This is a genomic window from Undibacterium sp. SXout20W (assembly GCF_049340285.1).
In the GTDB taxonomy this organism is placed as follows: domain Bacteria; phylum Pseudomonadota; class Gammaproteobacteria; order Burkholderiales; family Burkholderiaceae_D; genus Undibacterium.
Genome location: NZ_JBMPPH010000006.1, coordinates 75,923 through 92,786 on the forward strand (window position 1 = coordinate 75,923; position 16,864 = coordinate 92,786).

The window sequence follows — 16,864 nt, forward strand, 5'->3', positions numbered from 1 at the left end:
TTCTAAAATAGCTTTCCAAAAGGCAATCAATATGATCCAATATCTTACAAATAAAAACGCTAGCCAGTTTTCATCATCCCAAAAGCTCAAGCCTCCAAACCTTCGATGAATGACGTAAAAAAACCGCATCTTGATGCGGTTTTTTATTTATACGGTCAACTAATTAATGGGGAAGAAGCTCCTGTGATGGCCAGAAGCTTCAACGCTAAGAATTAGTCCGCTTGCTTACGCAAGAAAGCTGGAATATCGTAAGTTTCCATGCCATTTTTCTCTAACGCACGCACTGTATCGGACGCTGATTCACGACGCCATACAGCTGGTTTGCTCAAGCCGTCGAATGCTGGCGCGGTGCTAGCCATACCATTTGATACTGTTGTACTTGCAACGCCAGCAGCAGCCATCATTGGTTCGTTATTTGTACCAGTACGCAGCATTGGTGTTTGAACCAGCTGAATATTTTTCTTACCGCGACCCAAGCCTGTTGCAACCACCGTCACACGGATATCATCACCCATGGTGTCGTCATACGCGATACCTTGTGCAATCGACGCGTCTTGCGCAGCAAAAGCACGAACTGCAGCCATGACTTCTTTGATTTCTTTACCTTTGAGACTACGGCTAGCCGTCACGTTCACCAATACACCACGTGCGCCGGAAAGGTCGATACCGTCGAGGAGTGGAGATGCAACTGCTTGTTCTGCCGCCAAACGCGCACGATCAACACCAGAAGCTGTCGCCGTACCCATCATCGCCTTACCTTGTTCACCCATAATGGTTTTAACGTCGTTAAAGTCAACGTTAATATGGCCAGGAACATTGATGATTTCAGCAATACCAGCAACCGCATTGTTGAGCACGTCATCTGCATGCTGCAACCATTCGATCATGCTATCGTCTTCGTAGATCTCTTCCAATTTTTCATTGAGAATGATAATCAGAGAATCGACATGTTGTGACAACGCATCCAGCCCTTCGTCGGCGATATCCATGCATTTCTTGCCTTCGTAAGAGAAAGGCTTAGAAACCACAGCAACCGTCAATGCGCCCAGTTCTTTCGCGATCTGAGCAACGACTGGTGCAGCACCTGTGCCAGTACCACCACCCATACCGGCGGCAATAAACACCATGTGCGCGCCACGCAATGCGTCTTCGATGCGTGCACGGGAATCTTCAGCCAGCTTGCGACCGACTTCCGGTTTCATCCCGGCACCCAAACCGGTCTCACCGATTTGAATAACGTTATGCGCTTTAGATTGCAACAATGCTTGTGCATCCGTATTTGCAGCAATGAACTCAACGCCGGAAACACCTTTGTTGATCATATGCTGAACCGCATTGCCGCCTGCACCACCTACGCCGACAACCTTAATTACGGTGCCTTGTGTGGCGTTATCAACCATATCGAACTCCATCATGACTCCTCCAGGTAGGCAGTTATCAGTCGCTAATCATCACACGATGTGACGACTAGCGACTAACAACTGTATATCAGACCATTATAAAATGACTATACCATTTGTGATACAAAAAGCTGACTAAAAATTACCCAAAAACCACTCTTTCATGCGTTGCCAGGCCGCTTTTGCAGATCCTTCCTGCCTTGTGACCAAATTTCCACGCAAGTACTGCTTCTTTGCTTCCAACAACAACCCTAAAACTGTCGCATAACGCGGACTACGAACAACGTCTGCAAGCTGCCCGTTATACGCAGGCATGCCTAACCTGGTTGGCTTCAAAAAGATGTCTTCTGCCATCTCCACCATTCCCGGCATCGCCGACGAACCGCCTGTGAGCACGATACCGGATGACAGCACGTCCTCGTAACCTGATTCACGAACGACTTGGTGTACCAACGCAAATAATTCCTCTACGCGTGGTTCGATCACTGCCGCCAAAGCCTGACGCGATAGCGATCGCGGTCCACGATCACCTAGACCTGGCACCTCTAACGAGTCACCCGGATCAGCGAGTACCTGTTTGGCGACACCGAAACGCACCTTGATTTCTTCTGCTTCCGAGGTCGGGGTTCTCAACGCCATCGCAATGTCATTGGTAATCTGGTCACCAGCAATCGGTATCACTGCCGTATGGCGAATCGCCCCTTCACTGAAGACCGCAACGTCAGTCGTGCCGCCACCGATATCAATCAACACCACACCCAATTCTTTTTCATCTTTGGTCAGCACCGCTTCCGCCGATGCCATTGGCTGCAAAATCAGGTCAGATACTTCAAGACCACAACGACGTACGCATTTGACGATATTTTGGACTGCCGACACCGCACCAGTGACGATATGCACTTTCACTTCAAGCCGGATACCGCTCATACCGATCGGTTCGCGGACGTCGTCCTGGTTATCTACAATAAATTCTTGCGGCAAGGTATGCAGCAGCTGTTGGTCGGTCGGAATATTCACCGCTTTTGCAGTCTCAATCACCCGCGACACATCCGCCGCAGTGACTTCTTTGTCCTTAATCGCCACCATACCGCTGGAATTAAAGCTGCGAATATGACTACCTGCAATCCCGGTATAAACACGACTGATTTTACAATCGGCCATCAATTCGGCTTCTTCGAGTGCCCGTTGGATCGATTCCACCGTCGCTTCGATGTTGACGACCACGCCCTTTTTTAAACCTTTAGATTCATGCTGACCCAAGCCAATCACTTCATGCCGCCCATCAGGCATCACTTCAGCGACTACCGCCACAATTTTTGAGGTACCGATATCGAGACCAACGATGAGATTTTTTGCGTCTTTTGTCATGTCTTTCCAATTGCCTTAGTTTGCTTTTTCGATCCGGCAGGATGGGCATATTTAAGTGCCAATCCATTCGGATAACGCATGTCTACACTTTCAATACCCTCTTGTGCGCTAGCGACCAGTCTCGGATAAACCATCATCAATTTATCCACCCTGGATTTGAGCGTCGTACCATCCTGAATCCGGCCCAATTCTATGCGCATGCCGTTATTTAAATTAACACTCCAGGCATACCGATTTGAGTAAATGACCGAATCCGGAGACAAATTAATTTTGGCGAACCAATCTTTAAATGCCAGATACTGACTCAATACTTCTTTTTCACTACCGTCCGGACCGCTTAAGGCGATCAGATCGGTATCATCTTCTGCTTCAGCCAAATTGGCGGTAAATACATCACCTGCGACGGAGATTAAGCGACCGTCTCCACCCCAGGTTCCCAGCGCAACGTGCTCATCCAAAGTGACCGTTAATTTATTCGGCCACTCCCTTTGCACACTCGCTTTACGTACCCAGGGAACGCTCTCAAAGGCGCCGCGGACTGCATCAAGATTGGCCGTGAAAAAATTCCCTCTGATTTTAGGCAACGCAGAATTTTTTATCGTCACAGCACTTACATGTCGCAATGCCTGTGGCGTCACGCCAACAACACGAATGGTGGTTAAAGTGAACATCGGTCTTTGTATGACCCACCAGACACCCGACGCGATCAGGACGAGCAATACCAGGCCAAATAAAGCATTGGCGATATTATTCATCATTTTGACGTCATGCCACATTCGTTTTTATCTCTTTATTTTGCTTCAGTATGAATTTTCAAACGTGCCGATTTTAATATTTCAAGACAGATATCCTCATAACTTAAGCCATTAGCTTTAGCTGCCATTGGCACTAAGGAGTGACCTGTCATTCCCGGGGATGTATTAATCTCTAATAAAAATGGCTTATTATCGGATTTACGCAATAACACATCAACCCGCGCCCAGCCTTCGCAGTCGAGCGAGCGGTAAGCATCTACCGCCATTTGTTGAATCTCCGCTGTCAGCACATCATCCAAGGGTGCAGGACACAAATATTGCGTCACATCCGTGAAATATTTGTTTTGGTAATCATAGTTGCCGTCTGGCGCGACAATTTCGATAATCGGCAAGGCATAAGCGTCTTTCCCACGTCCTAAAATCGCAATCGTCAATTCGCGACCTTCGACAAATTCTTCTGCCAGCACGACTTCGTCAAATTGTGCCGCCAGGCTATAGGCTTCCTGCATTTCAGAATAACCGTTCACCTTAGTGATGCCAATCGTAGAACCTTCATGTGGCGGCTTAATAATCAACGGCAAGCCCAATACATCAGGCACTTCGCGCAACGTGACATCCGGTGTTAAAACGACGTATTTAGGCGTACTCAAACCATGCGTTTGCCAAATACGCTTGGTGAAAATTTTATCCATGGCGATGGCCGACGCCATCACGCCACTGCCGGTGTACGGAATATTCAACTGTTCCAATACGCCTTGCAAACTGCCATCTTCGCCATAGCGGCCATGTAGTGCAATGAAAACCCGATCAAATTTTTCAGCCGCCAGTTCAGCGACACTACGCAAAGCAGGATCAAACGGATGCGCGTCCACGCCACGAGCTTTCAGCGCCGCCAGTACGCCGGTGCCGGACATGATGGAAACATCGTGTTCGGCAGAGCGACCGCCAAACAAGACACCGACTTTACCTAAGGATTTAATGTTCAATTCACTCATGATGATCTGATGGTTAAATATTATTTTGCCTGTGCCAGTTTTGCTGGCACAGCACTGATAGATCCGGCACCCATGATGATAAGCACGTCACCATCTTTCAAAACATGCAGCAAGCTCTCAGGCATTTCCTGAATATTTTCAACAAATACGGGCTCGACTTTGCCACTGACACGCAAAGCACGCGTCAGAGCGCGACCATCAGCAGCAAGGATCGGCGCTTCTCCGGCGGCATAGACTTCAGCCAGCACTACAGCATCTGCCGTCGATATGACTTTGACGAAATCTTCAAATAAATCGCGTGTTCTGGTGTACCGATGTGGTTGAAACGCCAGTACCAAACGACGGTCTGGGTAAGCCCCGCGCGCTGCCGCCAAGGTTGCTGCCATTTCTACCGGATGATGCCCATAGTCATCGACCAGTGCAAAACTACCACCCGCTTCGAGGGCAATTTCGCCATAACGTGTAAAGCGACGACCAACGCCATTAAATTCACTTAAAGCCTTTTGGGTCGCTTCGTCTTCGACACCCACCTCGCGCGCAATCGCAATGGCCGCACATGCATTTTGCACATTATGCATACCAGGCTGGTTGAGACTGACTTGCATGTCTGCGTAGCCATCCTGCACGACTGTAAAATGCATTTTCCCACCGGCCGCTATTGCATTGACGGCACGGACTTCAGCCTCTTCATGGAAGCCATAAGTTACAATTGGTTTAGAGATAAACGGCATAATCTCACGCACGTTGACATCATCCAGGCACAACACAGCGACGCCATAAAACGGCAAACGTTGTGTAAATTCAATGAAAGCTTGTTTTAACTTTGCGAAATCATGGCCATAAGTTTCCATATGGTCGGCATCAATGTTGGTAATCACTTCGATGACTGGCAACAAATTCAAAAATGAAGCGTCAGATTCATCCGCTTCTGCCACAATAAAATCACCACTGCCTAATTTTGCATTAGCGCCAGCACTATTTAGCCGACCACCAATCACAAATGTAGGATCTAAACCACCTTGTGCCAGAATACTCGCGACCAGGCTCGTGGTGGTCGTTTTACCGTGTGTCCCAGCAATAGCAATCCCACTTTTAAGGCGCATTAATTCCGCCAGCATCAATGCTCGTGGCACGATAGGAATATGCTTTTCTCTTGCCGCAACTACTTCTGGATTATCGGCTTTCACCGCCGTCGACGTCACGACGGCATCCGCACCTTGAATATGTTCTGCTGCATGCCCAATCCTGACATCGGCGCCAAGTTCCGCCAAGCGCTGTGAGGCCGCATTACTACTGAGATCCGAGCCGGAAATGGTATAACCGAGATTCAATAATACCTCGGCGATGCCACTCATCCCTGAGCCACCAATACCGACAAAATGAATATGTTTAACTTTATGTTTCATGCGAGTGATTCCAAAATTTTTGCGATGTTTTTGCTTGCATCACGCTGACCTGAAGCGTAAGCCTGAAGCGCCATCTGCAGACATTGCTGTCGATTGAGTGTTTGTAATTGTGCCGCCAGCTTCTCTGCATTCAATTCGGTTTGCGGCAAATAAATTGCGGCACCTTGTTTTTCCATCCACGCCGCGTTCTCTTTTTGATGTGATGTGCTCGATGCCATAAATGGCACCAAAATACTCGCGACACCAGCGGCAGTAAGTTCAGATACCGTAATCGCACCAGCACGGCAAATCACCAGATCAGCTTCAGCATAGCGGCGCGGCATATCATCGATAAAATCCAGAACTTCAGCCTCGACACCAGCATTAGCATAATTTTTTCGGAGCGACTCAATATTTTGTTTGCCTGATTGATGGGTCACAGTCGGACGTTCGCCCGCCGGAATCAGCGCCAATGCCGCTGGCAAGCTGTCATTTAGGACCTTTGCGCCCAAGCTACCGCCTACGACTAAAATTCTTAAGTTTCCCGAACGCTCTGCATAACGTAGTTCTGGCACAGGCAACTCGCAAATATCTCGACGAATTGGATTACCTGTCACTTCAATTTTTGCGTCGTTAAGTAGTTCCGATGAGGTCAATCCAAATAGCAATTTGTTTGCAAATGGTCTCAAAGCTTTATTGGACAACAATAATGCGGCATCCGCATTCATCAACACTAACGGCTTGCCGCGTAACACCGCCATTAATCCACCCGGAACAGTCACGTAACCGCCCATACCTAAAACGACATCGGGACGCCGGGCACCGATAATTTTCAAACAGCTGAAAAAACTTTTGACTAATTTAAATGCGCCGCTGACCGTATGCTTCCAACCTTTGCCACGTAAGCCGGTGAACTCAAGACTGTCCATTGGAACACCATGTTTGGGAACAATCTGACACTCCATCCCAGTGCTAGTACCAAGCCAACTGACATCCCAACCCCGCTCACGCATGATGTCGGCGATCGCAAGGCCGGGGAAAATATGCCCGCCGGTACCTGCCGCCATAATCATCAGTTTTTTGCGTTCACTCATGCGCGACCTCCACGCATCAGTACGCGATTTTCAAAATCAACTCTGAGCAAAATAGCGAGCCCTATACAATTAATCATGACGCCTGATCCACCATAACTCATTAGAGGCAAGGTCAATCCTTTGGTCGGCAGTAATCCAAGATTCACACCCATATTAATAAAGGCTTGCACACCAATCCAAATGCCTACACCCTTGGCTGTCAAGCCAGCGAAGGTCTGATCCAAAGCAATCGCCTGACGACCAATTTCGAATGCTCTTTTCAATATCCAGTAAAACAATAACACGACGACCATCACGCCAACGAAGCCCAATTCTTCACCAATCACAGCCAGCAGGAAATCGGTATGAGCTTCTGGTAAATAGTGTAATTTCTCCACACTACCGCCAAGACCGACACCAAATATTTCACCACGTCCAAAGGCGATTAAGGAATGCGACAATTGATAAGCTTTACCGAGCGCATTCTCTTCTTGCCACGGATTCATATAGGCCAGCAAGCGTTCACGACGCCAAGGAGAAAAAATAATCACCATAGAAAACATGCCAACCAAGACTGCTGCGATCCCACCAAACCAAACGCCATTGATGCCGCCTAAGAATAAAATCCCCATCGCGATACAAACAATGACGCCGAAGGCACCCATATCAGGCTCCAGCAACAGCAACAATCCCACCACACCGACCGCGGTGAGCATAGGTACAAAACCCTTTGTCAGTTTGTGCATATACTCTTGCTTACGAACGGTGTAATCCGCCGCGTACAAGACCATAAACAACTTCATAAATTCCGACGGTTGTATGTTGAAAACTTTAAATGACAGCCAGCGCTTGGCGCCGTTAACGCCTTTACCTAAGCCTGGAATTAATACTGCGATCAGCAAAATCAAGGTAATTACAAATAAATAGGGCGTAATTTTCTGCCAGCTAATGATTGGCATTCTGAATGCAAAAGCACCGGCGATCAGCGAGACAAAAATAAACAGTGCCTGGCGTACGAGAAAGTGATTATTTGTGTAATTCGCGTATTTGGGCGAATCAGGCAATGAGATCGATGCTGAATACACCATGACCATACCGAATAGCATCAGTATCATGGTCACCCAAACCAAAGCCTGATCGTAGTTCATCATTCTTGAACGATGAACTAACTGCGTTTCAGGACCAGGGGCCGAAAACGGTAGCAGACGTTGAAATGGAAGCAGCATTTGCTTCATCAGCAAATCTCCCCTTTTGACAACGCAACTTCGCGCACCGCATCAACAAAAACTTCTGCTCGATGTGCATAGTTACGGAACATGTCGTGGCTCGCGCACGCTGGTGACAATAAGACGATATCGCCGCTCTTTGCAAATTCAGCCGCCGCCTGGACTGCCAAATCCAAATCAGCAAAGTCCTCGCATTCCACATTGGTCATCGTCAAGACCTGACGAATTTCTTGTTTCGCTTTACCAATCAAAAATACTTTTTTCGCGTAACGCTCCACAGCGTCTGCCAAAGGAGAGAAGTCTTGACCTTTACCTTCGCCACCGGCAATCAACAAAATACGCTTCTCGGGTGAGTTCGCTTGTTGCCCAAGCCCTTTCAATGCTGCGACAGTGGCGCCAACATTGGTGCCTTTACTGTCATCGATATAATCAACCTCTGCAATTGTACTAATTAACTCCACCCTATGCGGTTCACCTTTGTATTCGCGTAAGCCATGTAACAAAGGCGCGAACGAGAGGCCAATCCCACGACACAATGCCAGGGCAGCTAGAGCATTTGCCGCATTGTGCTGACCGCGAATTTGCAAGGCATCCGTTGGCATCAAACGAGTAATAAGTGCAGGAATTTCTTCCACATCTTTTTTCTTGCGGCGGCCCGTTACAACAGGTACGTCTTCAGCAGGCGTTGCGGTGACCAGCCATCCCATACCATGTTCATTTAATAAACCAAGATCGCCAATTACTTCTGGCTCGTCGAGGCCAAACGTCACCACGGCGCCAGCCGATTTTGCCATTGCCATCACCAAAGCATCATCGCGATTGAGCACTTGAATAGTATTTTCACCAAAAATTCTGGCTTTATCAGAGCAATAGGCAGAAACGTTACCATGCCAGTCAAGATGGTCTTGCGTTATATTGAGCACGGTTGCCACATCCGCTTGGAGAGTAAAGCAACTGTGTAGCTGAAAACTCGACAATTCCAATACCCAGACATCAGGCAGAACGTCATTTTCTAAATCATGACGCAATACGTCCAATACTGCAGGACTGATATTGCCGGCGATACGCGTCCGCAAACCAGCTCGTTCACACAGAAGTCCAACCAAACTAGTTACTGTCGTTTTACCATTCGTTCCTGTGATCGCGATCACTTTAGGATGATATCCACTGCTTTCTTTTAAAACCGACAATGCCTGAGCGAACAGTTCCATTTCACCCCATACAGGGATATTTCTCTCAACAGCAACAGAGGATATATCTTTCAGCTCCAGCAACGGCGATAGCCCTGGGCTCACTGCAACAAAGTCAATGCCCGCTAATAATTCAGATGTGAAAGCGCCAGTAACGAACTCAACGTGCTCATTCAATGCCCGCAATGCAGGCAGACGATCTGGAATTTCACGCGTGTCGGCAACACGCAAAGTCGCGCCAGAGCGCATCAACCAGTGCGCCATTGCGAGGCCGGATTCACCCAGACCTAAAACTAAAACGTGTTTTCCAGAAAAATTCATAGGCGACAATTCAAACAATCAAGTTACAACAAAAAAATATGATTCACTTCCAAGACGTAGATCAACGCAGTTTTAGGGAAGCCAAGCCAACCAACACCAACAGCATCGTAATGATCCAAAAACGTACGACGACTTGCGTCTCCTTCCAGCCCTTTTTCTCAAAATGATGATGGAGTGGCGCCATCAAGAATAAGCGCCGCCCTTCACCAAACCGCCTTTTGGTATATTTAAAATAGCTGACTTGCAAAATGATGGACACTGTCTCGGCAACAAAAATGCCACCCATAATGAACAGCACAATCTCTTGGCGAATAATGACCGCAATGGTTCCCAAAGCACCGCCCAAAGCCAACGCGCCGACATCACCCATAAATACCTGTGCGGGGTGCGCGTTAAACCAGAGAAATGCAAGTCCGGCACCAGCCATCGCCCCACAAAAAATCAGTAATTCGCCCGCACCGGGAATGTGCGGGATCAATAGATATTTTGAATACACAACGTTACCAGTAAGATACGCAAAAATACCTAATGTCGAACCAACCATGATGATAGGCATGATTGCCAGTCCATCTAAGCCATCGGTAAAATTAACCGCATTGCTAGTACCAACAATCACGCAATAAGTTAGCGCAATAAAGCCCCAGACGCCAAGCGGATAACTGATCGTTTTAAAAAACGGTACGATAAGATCGGCTTTCGGTGGTAAATCCATACTGAAGCCTGACTGAACCCAGGCAAACAAAAGGTCGAGAATCTTAGAGCTACTTGGCGCCGACACTGAAAATGCCAGATAAAATGCAGCAACCAATCCAATGATGGATTGCCACATATATTTTTCCCTTGAACGCATACCTTCCGGATCTTTATTGACGACTTTGCGATAATCATCGACCCAGCCTATGGCACCGTAACCAAAAGTCACTATCATCACAACCCAAATAAAGCGATTACTCAAATCAGCCCACAGCAAGGTAGAGATCGCAATCGAAATCAAGATCAAAACGCCACCCATGGTCGGCGTACCGGTTTTCACTAAATGTGTTTCCATGCCATACGAACGCACTGCTTGACCAACTTTTAAACGAGTCAGCATACGGATCACAGCTGGCCCGGCAAAAATACCAATGGACAACGCTGTCATAGTGGCGAAAACTGCACGAAATGTAATAAAACCAAAGACGCGCAGCAGCCCCAGATCCTGTTTAAAAAATTCTGCTAACCAGAGCAACATGCTAATGAATTCCTATTGTTTTTTGTTGTGTAGAAATATCTGCGGCGTTCGTTAAATGTGCAACTACGCGCTCCATCTTCATAAAACGTGAGCCTTTAATCAGTACCTTAGTGTCGCTGCTGACGCGTGCATCTAAGGCGGTCAGCAAGTGCGCGATATCCGGAAAAAAGGTGGCCCCAATCCCATAACCAACCGCACTATGAGATACCTGGTCGCCCAGCAGAAACAAGCTGGCAATCCCAGATGCACGTGCGTACTCGCCTATCTCTTGATGGAATTCCGCGCCGTTTTCACCAACTTCGCCCATATCACCAAGCACCAGCACTGTGTCACCACCTAATTGACGCAATACATCGATTGCTGCTCTTACAGAATCTGGATTAGCGTTGTAGGTGTCGTCGATGACAGTTGCACCACTGATTGCTTGCTTACGCTGCAATCGTCCAGAAACTGGATGGAAACTTTCTAGACCGCGCACAATCAGATCATCGCTAATACCAATCGCATGACAACAGGCGGCGGCAGCCAATGCGTTTAGTACATTATGCTGACCGGCAGCCTGCAACTGAATGGAAGATATTTTTCCGTCGATGGAGATGTTGACATGACTACCAAAAACGTTGGCGGTGTAACTACCAGACACCTCGGCGTCGGACGTCAAACCGAAACTAATGACTTTGCGATGCCCACGCTCATGCGCGTAGGTGCGCCAGAGAGAACTATACTCGTCATCATGCGGGAATACGGCAATACCATCGTCTGGTAGTGCTCGAATTGCCGCGCCATTTTCTTCGGCTACCGCACGAACGGTTTGCATAAATTCCTGATGTTCCCGCTGCGCATTGTTCACCAACACCACCGTAGGCAACGCCACCGACGCCAATAGCGCAATTTCACCAGGGTGATTCATACCCATTTCGATAACGGCCGCTTGATGTGATGACGCCAACTCCAGTACGGTTAATGGCACGCCAATTTCATTATTCAAGTTACCCCTGGTGGATAATCTTTGATTTTCACCAAAAGCTGTAGCCAAGATTGAGGCGATCATTTCTTTCACGGTGGTCTTACCATTACTTCCCGTTACACCAATGACGGGTAAGGTAAATTGCTGGCGCCAGAATCGTCCCACTTCCGCCAGTGCCATCTTGGTATCAGGAACTACTAATGCAGGTAAATTGAAGTCGTCAGGTAGGTGTTCAGCAATGACTGCTGATGCACCGGTAGCAGCGACTTGCGGCAAGAAATCGTGGGCATCAAATTTCTCACCACGTAGGGCAACAAAAACGTCGCCGGCGTTAATTTTCCGGCTATCCGTCGACAAGCCAAAAATCTCTGCATCAGCGGTAATTGACGCAGAACTCAATGCAGCAGCTAACTGTTTTAAGGTAAATTTCATTAGCTACCTCGCTTAGTATTGCCACTGGTAGCAACAGTTGCCAATGCCAGAGCCGCATGCTCTTCGTCAGAGAATGGCCATTTTTTACCTAAAATATCCTGATAGGTTTCATGGCCTTTGCCCGCCAATAACACGACATCCTGGTGACCTGCATGTTTAATAGCGTACAAAATTGCATTAGCACGGTCTTCGACCACATGTACTTGCGTACTCATACCAGCGACAATATCCTGAATAATCGTGGTCGGATTCTCACTACGTGGATTGTCACTGGTGACGACAACGTGGTCGGCATTTTCAGCAATTTTCCCCATCTGAGGGCGTTTACCGGGATCGCGATCACCACCACAACCAAAGACGCACCATAGTTTCCCCTGGCGTTCTTGCGCAACTTGACGTAAGGCTTCTAAAGTTTTTTCTAAGGCATCGGGTGTATGTGCATAGTCAATCACGACCATTACATGCCCAGCAGTACCCAAAAGTTGCATACGTCCAGGCACTGGCGTCAGTTTTTCTATCGTCGCTACGACTTTGGCAAAGCCCAGTCCTTTGCTCAATAACACCGCGATAACACCGAGTATATTGCTCACATTAAACTGACCAATTAACTGTGTCTTCACCAACCCGCTACCGAATGGCGATTCCAAATGAAAACTAGTACCCGTATGAGAGGTTTTCAAATTCGATGCGCTCAGCAAATCAACGCCTTCATTGTCTTTCTGATGGAGGCTGTAGGCGATCAATTTTAAGCTTGGATATTTTTGACGCAATTCTTTGAGCAAGGTCTGCCCAAACGGATCATCAAGATTAATCACAGCAGTACTTAAACCAGGCCAATCAAATAAGGCACTCTTTGCCGCAGCGTAGTGCGCCATATCTCCATGATAATCAAGATGATCACGGGTCAGATTTGTCAGTAATGCAGTATCAATATGCAAGCCATATAAGCGGCCTTGCTCCAGTCCTATTGATGACGCTTCTATCGCTAAAGCCTGTGCGCCATCTTCCTGCATTCTCACCAACCCACGTTGCAAGTTCAGTGCATCTGGCGTCGTAAAGCCGGTTTCCGATAAACTCCCTAACGTGCCATTTTTATAAATGCCAACACCTAAGGTGCCAATGACTGCGCTATCGCACTTGTTGAGCGACAGTGCTTTAGCCAGCCATTGCGTGCAGGAAGTTTTACCATTAGTACCAGTCACAGCAATGCTAAACATACCGGCATCGGGGACGTTATACCAAGCACTTGCAATGTAACCTAACTGTTTCTGCAAGTCCGCGACGGCGAGGTGCGGCGTAGTTATTGACGGATCCCAAGCATAATCATTGGCTTCATACACGACAGCAACGGCGCCATTGGCAATCGCGTTACGAATATATTGCCGACCATCACCATGATGTGCTTTCACAGCAAAAAATACATCGCCGGGAGAAATACTTCTGGAGTCGGCGCTCAGTTGGGCTGTTGGCGCACTTTTCCTGAGCCAGTTAATAATGTCATTCATTGATAATTTATTTATTGTCATTACATACTCTCCTGCACACCGGTATCGGGCACGATCGTAGTAATTGACGAATCTGGAGGAACGTTCATTGAACGTAATACATTGGCAGTGATAGCCGAAAAGATTGGTGCGGCAACAATACCGCCGTAATAACCACCTACGCTAGGTTCATCGATCATCACCGCCACGATAACGCGAGGATTAGATACCGGCGCAAAGCCGACGAAGTCACCTACATATTTATTGACGTAATGTCCGCCTTCGATCTTATGTGCGGTGCCAGTTTTACCTGCGACACGATAACCAGCAACCCGTGCCTGAGTCGCCGTACCGCCAGGTTGCGTCACGGATTCCATCATGCTGCGCATTTCCATCACTGTCTTTTGAGAAATAACACGTTGGCCTTTCGACGCGCCAACTGATTTTTGAAAAGTCAAAGGAATCATGTCGCCGTTACGAGCAAAAATCATATAAGCATGCGCCATCTGCAACAGCGAAACAGAGAGACCATGGCCATAGCTCATGGTTGCCTGCTCAATGGGGCGCCAGTTTTTGTAGTTGCGCAAGCGACCAGCGACAGCGCCCGGAAAGCCTACTTTTGGCTGCTGCCCAAACCCTAGCGTGGTGAATAATTCCCACATTTCTTTTGGCGGCATTTGCAACGCCATTTTTGCAACGCCGATATTGGAAGACTTTTGAATAACCTGCGCTACCGTCAATGCGGATTCTTTATGCGCATCATGGATCATCGAAGGTCCAATCATCATTACACCTGGAGCTGTCTGGAATACTGTATCAGGCGTTACTCGCCCGGTATCAAGTGCCAATGCGACAGTAAATGGCTTCATGGTTGAACCCGGCTCAAACGTATCGGTGATCACACGATTACGTAGCTGGGCACCTGTCAATATCGAGCGATCATTGGGGTTATAACTTGGCAGATTAACTAACGCCAATATTTCACCCGTTTGCACATCTAACACGACGGCTGCACCTGCTTTTGCTTTGTGTTTTTCGACGGCATCTTTGAGATGGGTAAAAGCAATATACTGAATTTTACTGTCGATCGACAAATTTAATTCATGGCCATCATGCGGTTCGCGAATCGCCCGAATGTCTTCAACGATACGACCCAAGCGGTCTTTGATAACACGGCGACTGCCGAGCTTACCGGCGAGGTCTTTTTCAGAAGCTAATTCGATGCCTTCTTGTCCGACATCTTCTACATTCGTAAAGCCCACCACGTGCGCCATGATTTCACCCTCTGGGTAAAATCGCTTATATTCTTTGCGGGTATCAATTCCGGGAATAGCTAAGGCTTGAATTTTATCGGAAACGTCTTGCTCGACCTGACGTTTCAGATAGACAAACTGCCGGTCTGAATCGAGTTTTTTACGTAATTCAGCCTCTGACATATCCAACAACTGTGCCAGTTGCCGGATTTTTTCTGCTGGTGCACTTAGTACGTCCTCAGGTATTGCCCAAATAGCTTTCACTGGTACCGAGGAGGCCAATACTTCACCATTTCTGTCCGTAATTTTTCCGCGCGTCGCCGGTAATTCGAGTGTCCGCGCATAACGGCTGGCACCTTGTTTTTGCAAAAATTCAGTCGTAATACCCTGCAGCCATAAAGCCCGTGCTATCAATGCAAAGAAAGCACCAAATAAAAGGAATAGCACCAAGCGCGAACGCCAGGTAGGCAATTTAACATCCAACACTGGATTAGATGAAAACGACACCCCACGGGATGCAGCCTTGCGTGAGCTATTCCCCGGGCGACTCATTTTAATTCCTCAGCTTTGAGGTACTGAGTGCGCTCCGGCGTCACGACGATCATACCTAATTCGCGCGTTGCGGTTTCCTCGATCCGTGCGTGTTTCCCGTACGTCGACTGATCTAACTTGAGTTGCGTCCATTGCAGCTCATACTGTTTGCTCAGGCTTTGCTCACTTTCGAGTTCAATGAACAAATGGCGTGCCTGATATTGCGCATTAATCAAAGATAATGCACACGCAATCAATAACAGCGCCAAAAAAATATTGATGCGGTTTGTCATGACATCACCTCAGGCAAACGCTCTGAAACACGCAAAATCGCAGAGCGAGAACGCGGATTCTCAGTCACCTCCTGATCGGAAGGCTTAATCCGATTGAGTAAGCGCATTTGAGGTTGCGGTAAATCCAAATGCCGGATAGGCAAACGTCGGTCGGGCTGCTCAACTTTGACCTTAGAAGCAAAAAATTGTTTTACGATGCGGTCTTCCAATGAATGAAAACTGATCACCGACATGCGACCAAAGGGCGCCAATGCCGTAAATGCAGCTTCCAGACCTACTTCGAGATCTTCAAGCTCCTTATTGACGAAAATCCGTATAGCCTGAAAGGTGCGAGTTGCCGGGTCCTTGCCCTTCTCGCGAGTTTTGACGGCGTGTGCGACGAGTTCTGCAAGCTGTCTGGTTCCAGTAATGGTGTCCGTCTGCCGGCGAGCAACAATCGCCTTTGCAATCTGAAAAGCAAACCGTTCTTCCCCATAATTTTTTATTACCTCCCTAATTTTTTCTTCATCTTCGCTCGCCAACCATTCAGCTGCCGAAATACCACGTGTGGTATCCATACGCATATCTAAGGGGCCGTCTGCACGAAAACTAAAACCACGACTAGCATCGTCCACTTGTGGAGACGAGATGCCTAAATCCATCAAAACGCCGTCAACTTGAGTTACGCCAAGTTCTTGCAAGGCTTCCGTCATAGTCGCAAAACTGTCATGGACAATGTGAAATCGTGGGTCGCTGATTTCAGACGCGCTGGCAATCGCCTGAGTGTCTTTATCAAATGCAATCAAACGGCCTTGTGGACCCAAATGCTCCAAAATAAGACGGCTATGGCCGCCGCGCCCAAATGTGCCGTCAATATAGACGCCGTTAGCACGCTCACCAGAAATCCCCAGTGCATCTACTGCTTCGTCCAACAGCACGGTCTTGTGCTTATATTCTGTCGCTACGTGGTTCGTCATTTCT

Annotated in this window: 14 protein-coding genes; all 14 read right to left on the reverse strand. The window is 47.9% G+C overall.

Annotation, left to right across the window (positions count from 1 at the left end; genetic code table 11):
- Positions 1-212 precede the first annotated feature (212 nt).
- Positions 213-1,412 (reverse strand): cell division protein FtsZ, encoded by a 1,200-nt coding sequence (gene ftsZ / locus ACO0K1_RS05475; protein WP_423023600.1) that lies wholly within the window; start codon positions 1,410-1,412, stop codon positions 213-215.
- Positions 1,413-1,535: 123 nt separating this feature from the next.
- Positions 1,536-2,768, reverse strand: coding sequence for a cell division protein FtsA (gene ftsA, locus ACO0K1_RS05480; protein WP_423023504.1), 1,233 nt, complete (start codon positions 2,766-2,768; stop codon positions 1,536-1,538).
- On the reverse strand, positions 2,765-3,544 hold the full coding sequence (locus ACO0K1_RS05485; protein WP_423023506.1) for a cell division protein FtsQ/DivIB: 780 nt from the start codon (positions 3,542-3,544) through the stop codon (positions 2,765-2,767). The genes ftsA and ACO0K1_RS05485 overlap by 4 nt, the downstream gene beginning before the upstream one ends.
- A 14-nt stretch (positions 3,545-3,558) precedes the next feature.
- Complete coding sequence (locus tag ACO0K1_RS05490; RefSeq protein ID WP_423023602.1) at positions 3,559-4,521, reverse strand: D-alanine--D-alanine ligase; 963 nt, start codon at positions 4,519-4,521, stop codon at positions 3,559-3,561.
- Between the two features lie 17 nt (positions 4,522-4,538).
- The gene (gene murC, locus ACO0K1_RS05495) at positions 4,539-5,924 is read right to left on the reverse strand and encodes a UDP-N-acetylmuramate--L-alanine ligase (RefSeq protein WP_423023508.1); all 1,386 of its coding nucleotides are present in this window, start codon (positions 5,922-5,924) and stop codon (positions 4,539-4,541) included.
- Complete coding sequence (gene murG, locus ACO0K1_RS05500; protein WP_423023510.1) at positions 5,921-6,997, reverse strand: undecaprenyldiphospho-muramoylpentapeptide beta-N-acetylglucosaminyltransferase; 1,077 nt, start codon at positions 6,995-6,997, stop codon at positions 5,921-5,923. The genes murC and murG overlap by 4 nt, the downstream gene beginning before the upstream one ends.
- Positions 6,994-8,127, reverse strand: coding sequence for a putative lipid II flippase FtsW (gene ftsW, locus ACO0K1_RS05505; protein ID WP_423023604.1), 1,134 nt, complete (start codon positions 8,125-8,127; stop codon positions 6,994-6,996). Before ftsW ends, murG begins: the two co-directional genes overlap by 4 nt.
- 83 nt (positions 8,128-8,210) lie before the next feature.
- Positions 8,211-9,713, reverse strand: a complete 1,503-nt coding sequence (murD, locus tag ACO0K1_RS05510; protein WP_423023512.1) for a UDP-N-acetylmuramoyl-L-alanine--D-glutamate ligase — start codon at positions 9,711-9,713, stop codon at positions 8,211-8,213.
- A gap of 61 nt (positions 9,714-9,774) precedes the next feature.
- The gene (gene mraY / locus ACO0K1_RS05515) at positions 9,775-10,944 is read right to left on the reverse strand and encodes a phospho-N-acetylmuramoyl-pentapeptide-transferase (protein ID WP_423023514.1); all 1,170 of its coding nucleotides are present in this window, start codon (positions 10,942-10,944) and stop codon (positions 9,775-9,777) included.
- Position 10,945: 1 nt separating this feature from the next.
- Positions 10,946-12,343 (reverse strand): UDP-N-acetylmuramoyl-tripeptide--D-alanyl-D-alanine ligase, encoded by a 1,398-nt coding sequence (locus tag ACO0K1_RS05520; RefSeq protein ID WP_423023516.1) that lies wholly within the window; start codon positions 12,341-12,343, stop codon positions 10,946-10,948.
- Complete coding sequence (locus ACO0K1_RS05525) at positions 12,343-13,869, reverse strand: UDP-N-acetylmuramoyl-L-alanyl-D-glutamate--2,6-diaminopimelate ligase (RefSeq protein ID WP_423023518.1); 1,527 nt, start codon at positions 13,867-13,869, stop codon at positions 12,343-12,345. Before ACO0K1_RS05525 ends, ACO0K1_RS05520 begins: the two co-directional genes overlap by 1 nt.
- Positions 13,869-15,632: a peptidoglycan D,D-transpeptidase FtsI family protein gene (locus ACO0K1_RS05530; RefSeq protein ID WP_423023520.1), complete on the reverse strand. Its 1,764-nt coding sequence runs from the start codon at positions 15,630-15,632 to the stop codon at positions 13,869-13,871. The genes ACO0K1_RS05525 and ACO0K1_RS05530 overlap by 1 nt, the downstream gene beginning before the upstream one ends.
- Positions 15,629-15,904, reverse strand: coding sequence for a cell division protein FtsL (gene ftsL, locus ACO0K1_RS05535; protein WP_423023522.1), 276 nt, complete (start codon positions 15,902-15,904; stop codon positions 15,629-15,631). Before ftsL ends, ACO0K1_RS05530 begins: the two co-directional genes overlap by 4 nt.
- Entirely contained in the window at positions 15,901-16,860 is a 960-nt protein-coding gene (gene rsmH / locus ACO0K1_RS05540; RefSeq protein WP_423023524.1) for a 16S rRNA (cytosine(1402)-N(4))-methyltransferase RsmH, read from the reverse strand. The genes ftsL and rsmH overlap by 4 nt, the downstream gene beginning before the upstream one ends.
- Positions 16,861-16,864: the final 4 nt, after the last annotated feature.

Coding starts and splice junctions, on each gene's coding strand:
- ACO0K1_RS05525 (WP_423023518.1), bottom strand. CDS start 13,869: ATGACAATAAATAAATTATCAATGAATGACATTATTAACTGGCTCAGG.
- murC (WP_423023508.1), bottom strand. CDS start 5,924: ATGAAACATAAAGTTAAACATATTCATTTTGTCGGTATTGGTGGCTCA.
- murG (WP_423023510.1), bottom strand. CDS start 6,997: ATGAGTGAACGCAAAAAACTGATGATTATGGCGGCAGGTACCGGCGGG.
- ftsZ (WP_423023600.1), bottom strand. CDS start 1,412: ATGGAGTTCGATATGGTTGATAACGCCACACAAGGCACCGTAATTAAG.
- ACO0K1_RS05530 (WP_423023520.1), bottom strand. CDS start 15,632: ATGAGTCGCCCGGGGAATAGCTCACGCAAGGCTGCATCCCGTGGGGTG.
- ftsA (WP_423023504.1), bottom strand. CDS start 2,768: ATGACAAAAGACGCAAAAAATCTCATCGTTGGTCTCGATATCGGTACC.
- ACO0K1_RS05520 (WP_423023516.1), bottom strand. CDS start 12,343: ATGAAATTTACCTTAAAACAGTTAGCTGCTGCATTGAGTTCTGCGTCA.
- ftsW (WP_423023604.1), bottom strand. CDS start 8,127: ATGATGAACTACGATCAGGCTTTGGTTTGGGTGACCATGATACTGATG.
- mraY (WP_423023514.1), bottom strand. CDS start 10,944: ATGTTGCTCTGGTTAGCAGAATTTTTTAAACAGGATCTGGGGCTGCTG.
- rsmH (WP_423023524.1), bottom strand. CDS start 16,860: ATGACGAACCACGTAGCGACAGAATATAAGCACAAGACCGTGCTGTTG.
- murD (WP_423023512.1), bottom strand. CDS start 9,713: ATGAATTTTTCTGGAAAACACGTTTTAGTTTTAGGTCTGGGTGAATCC.
- ftsL (WP_423023522.1), bottom strand. CDS start 15,904: ATGACAAACCGCATCAATATTTTTTTGGCGCTGTTATTGATTGCGTGT.
- ACO0K1_RS05485 (WP_423023506.1), bottom strand. CDS start 3,544: ATGTGGCATGACGTCAAAATGATGAATAATATCGCCAATGCTTTATTT.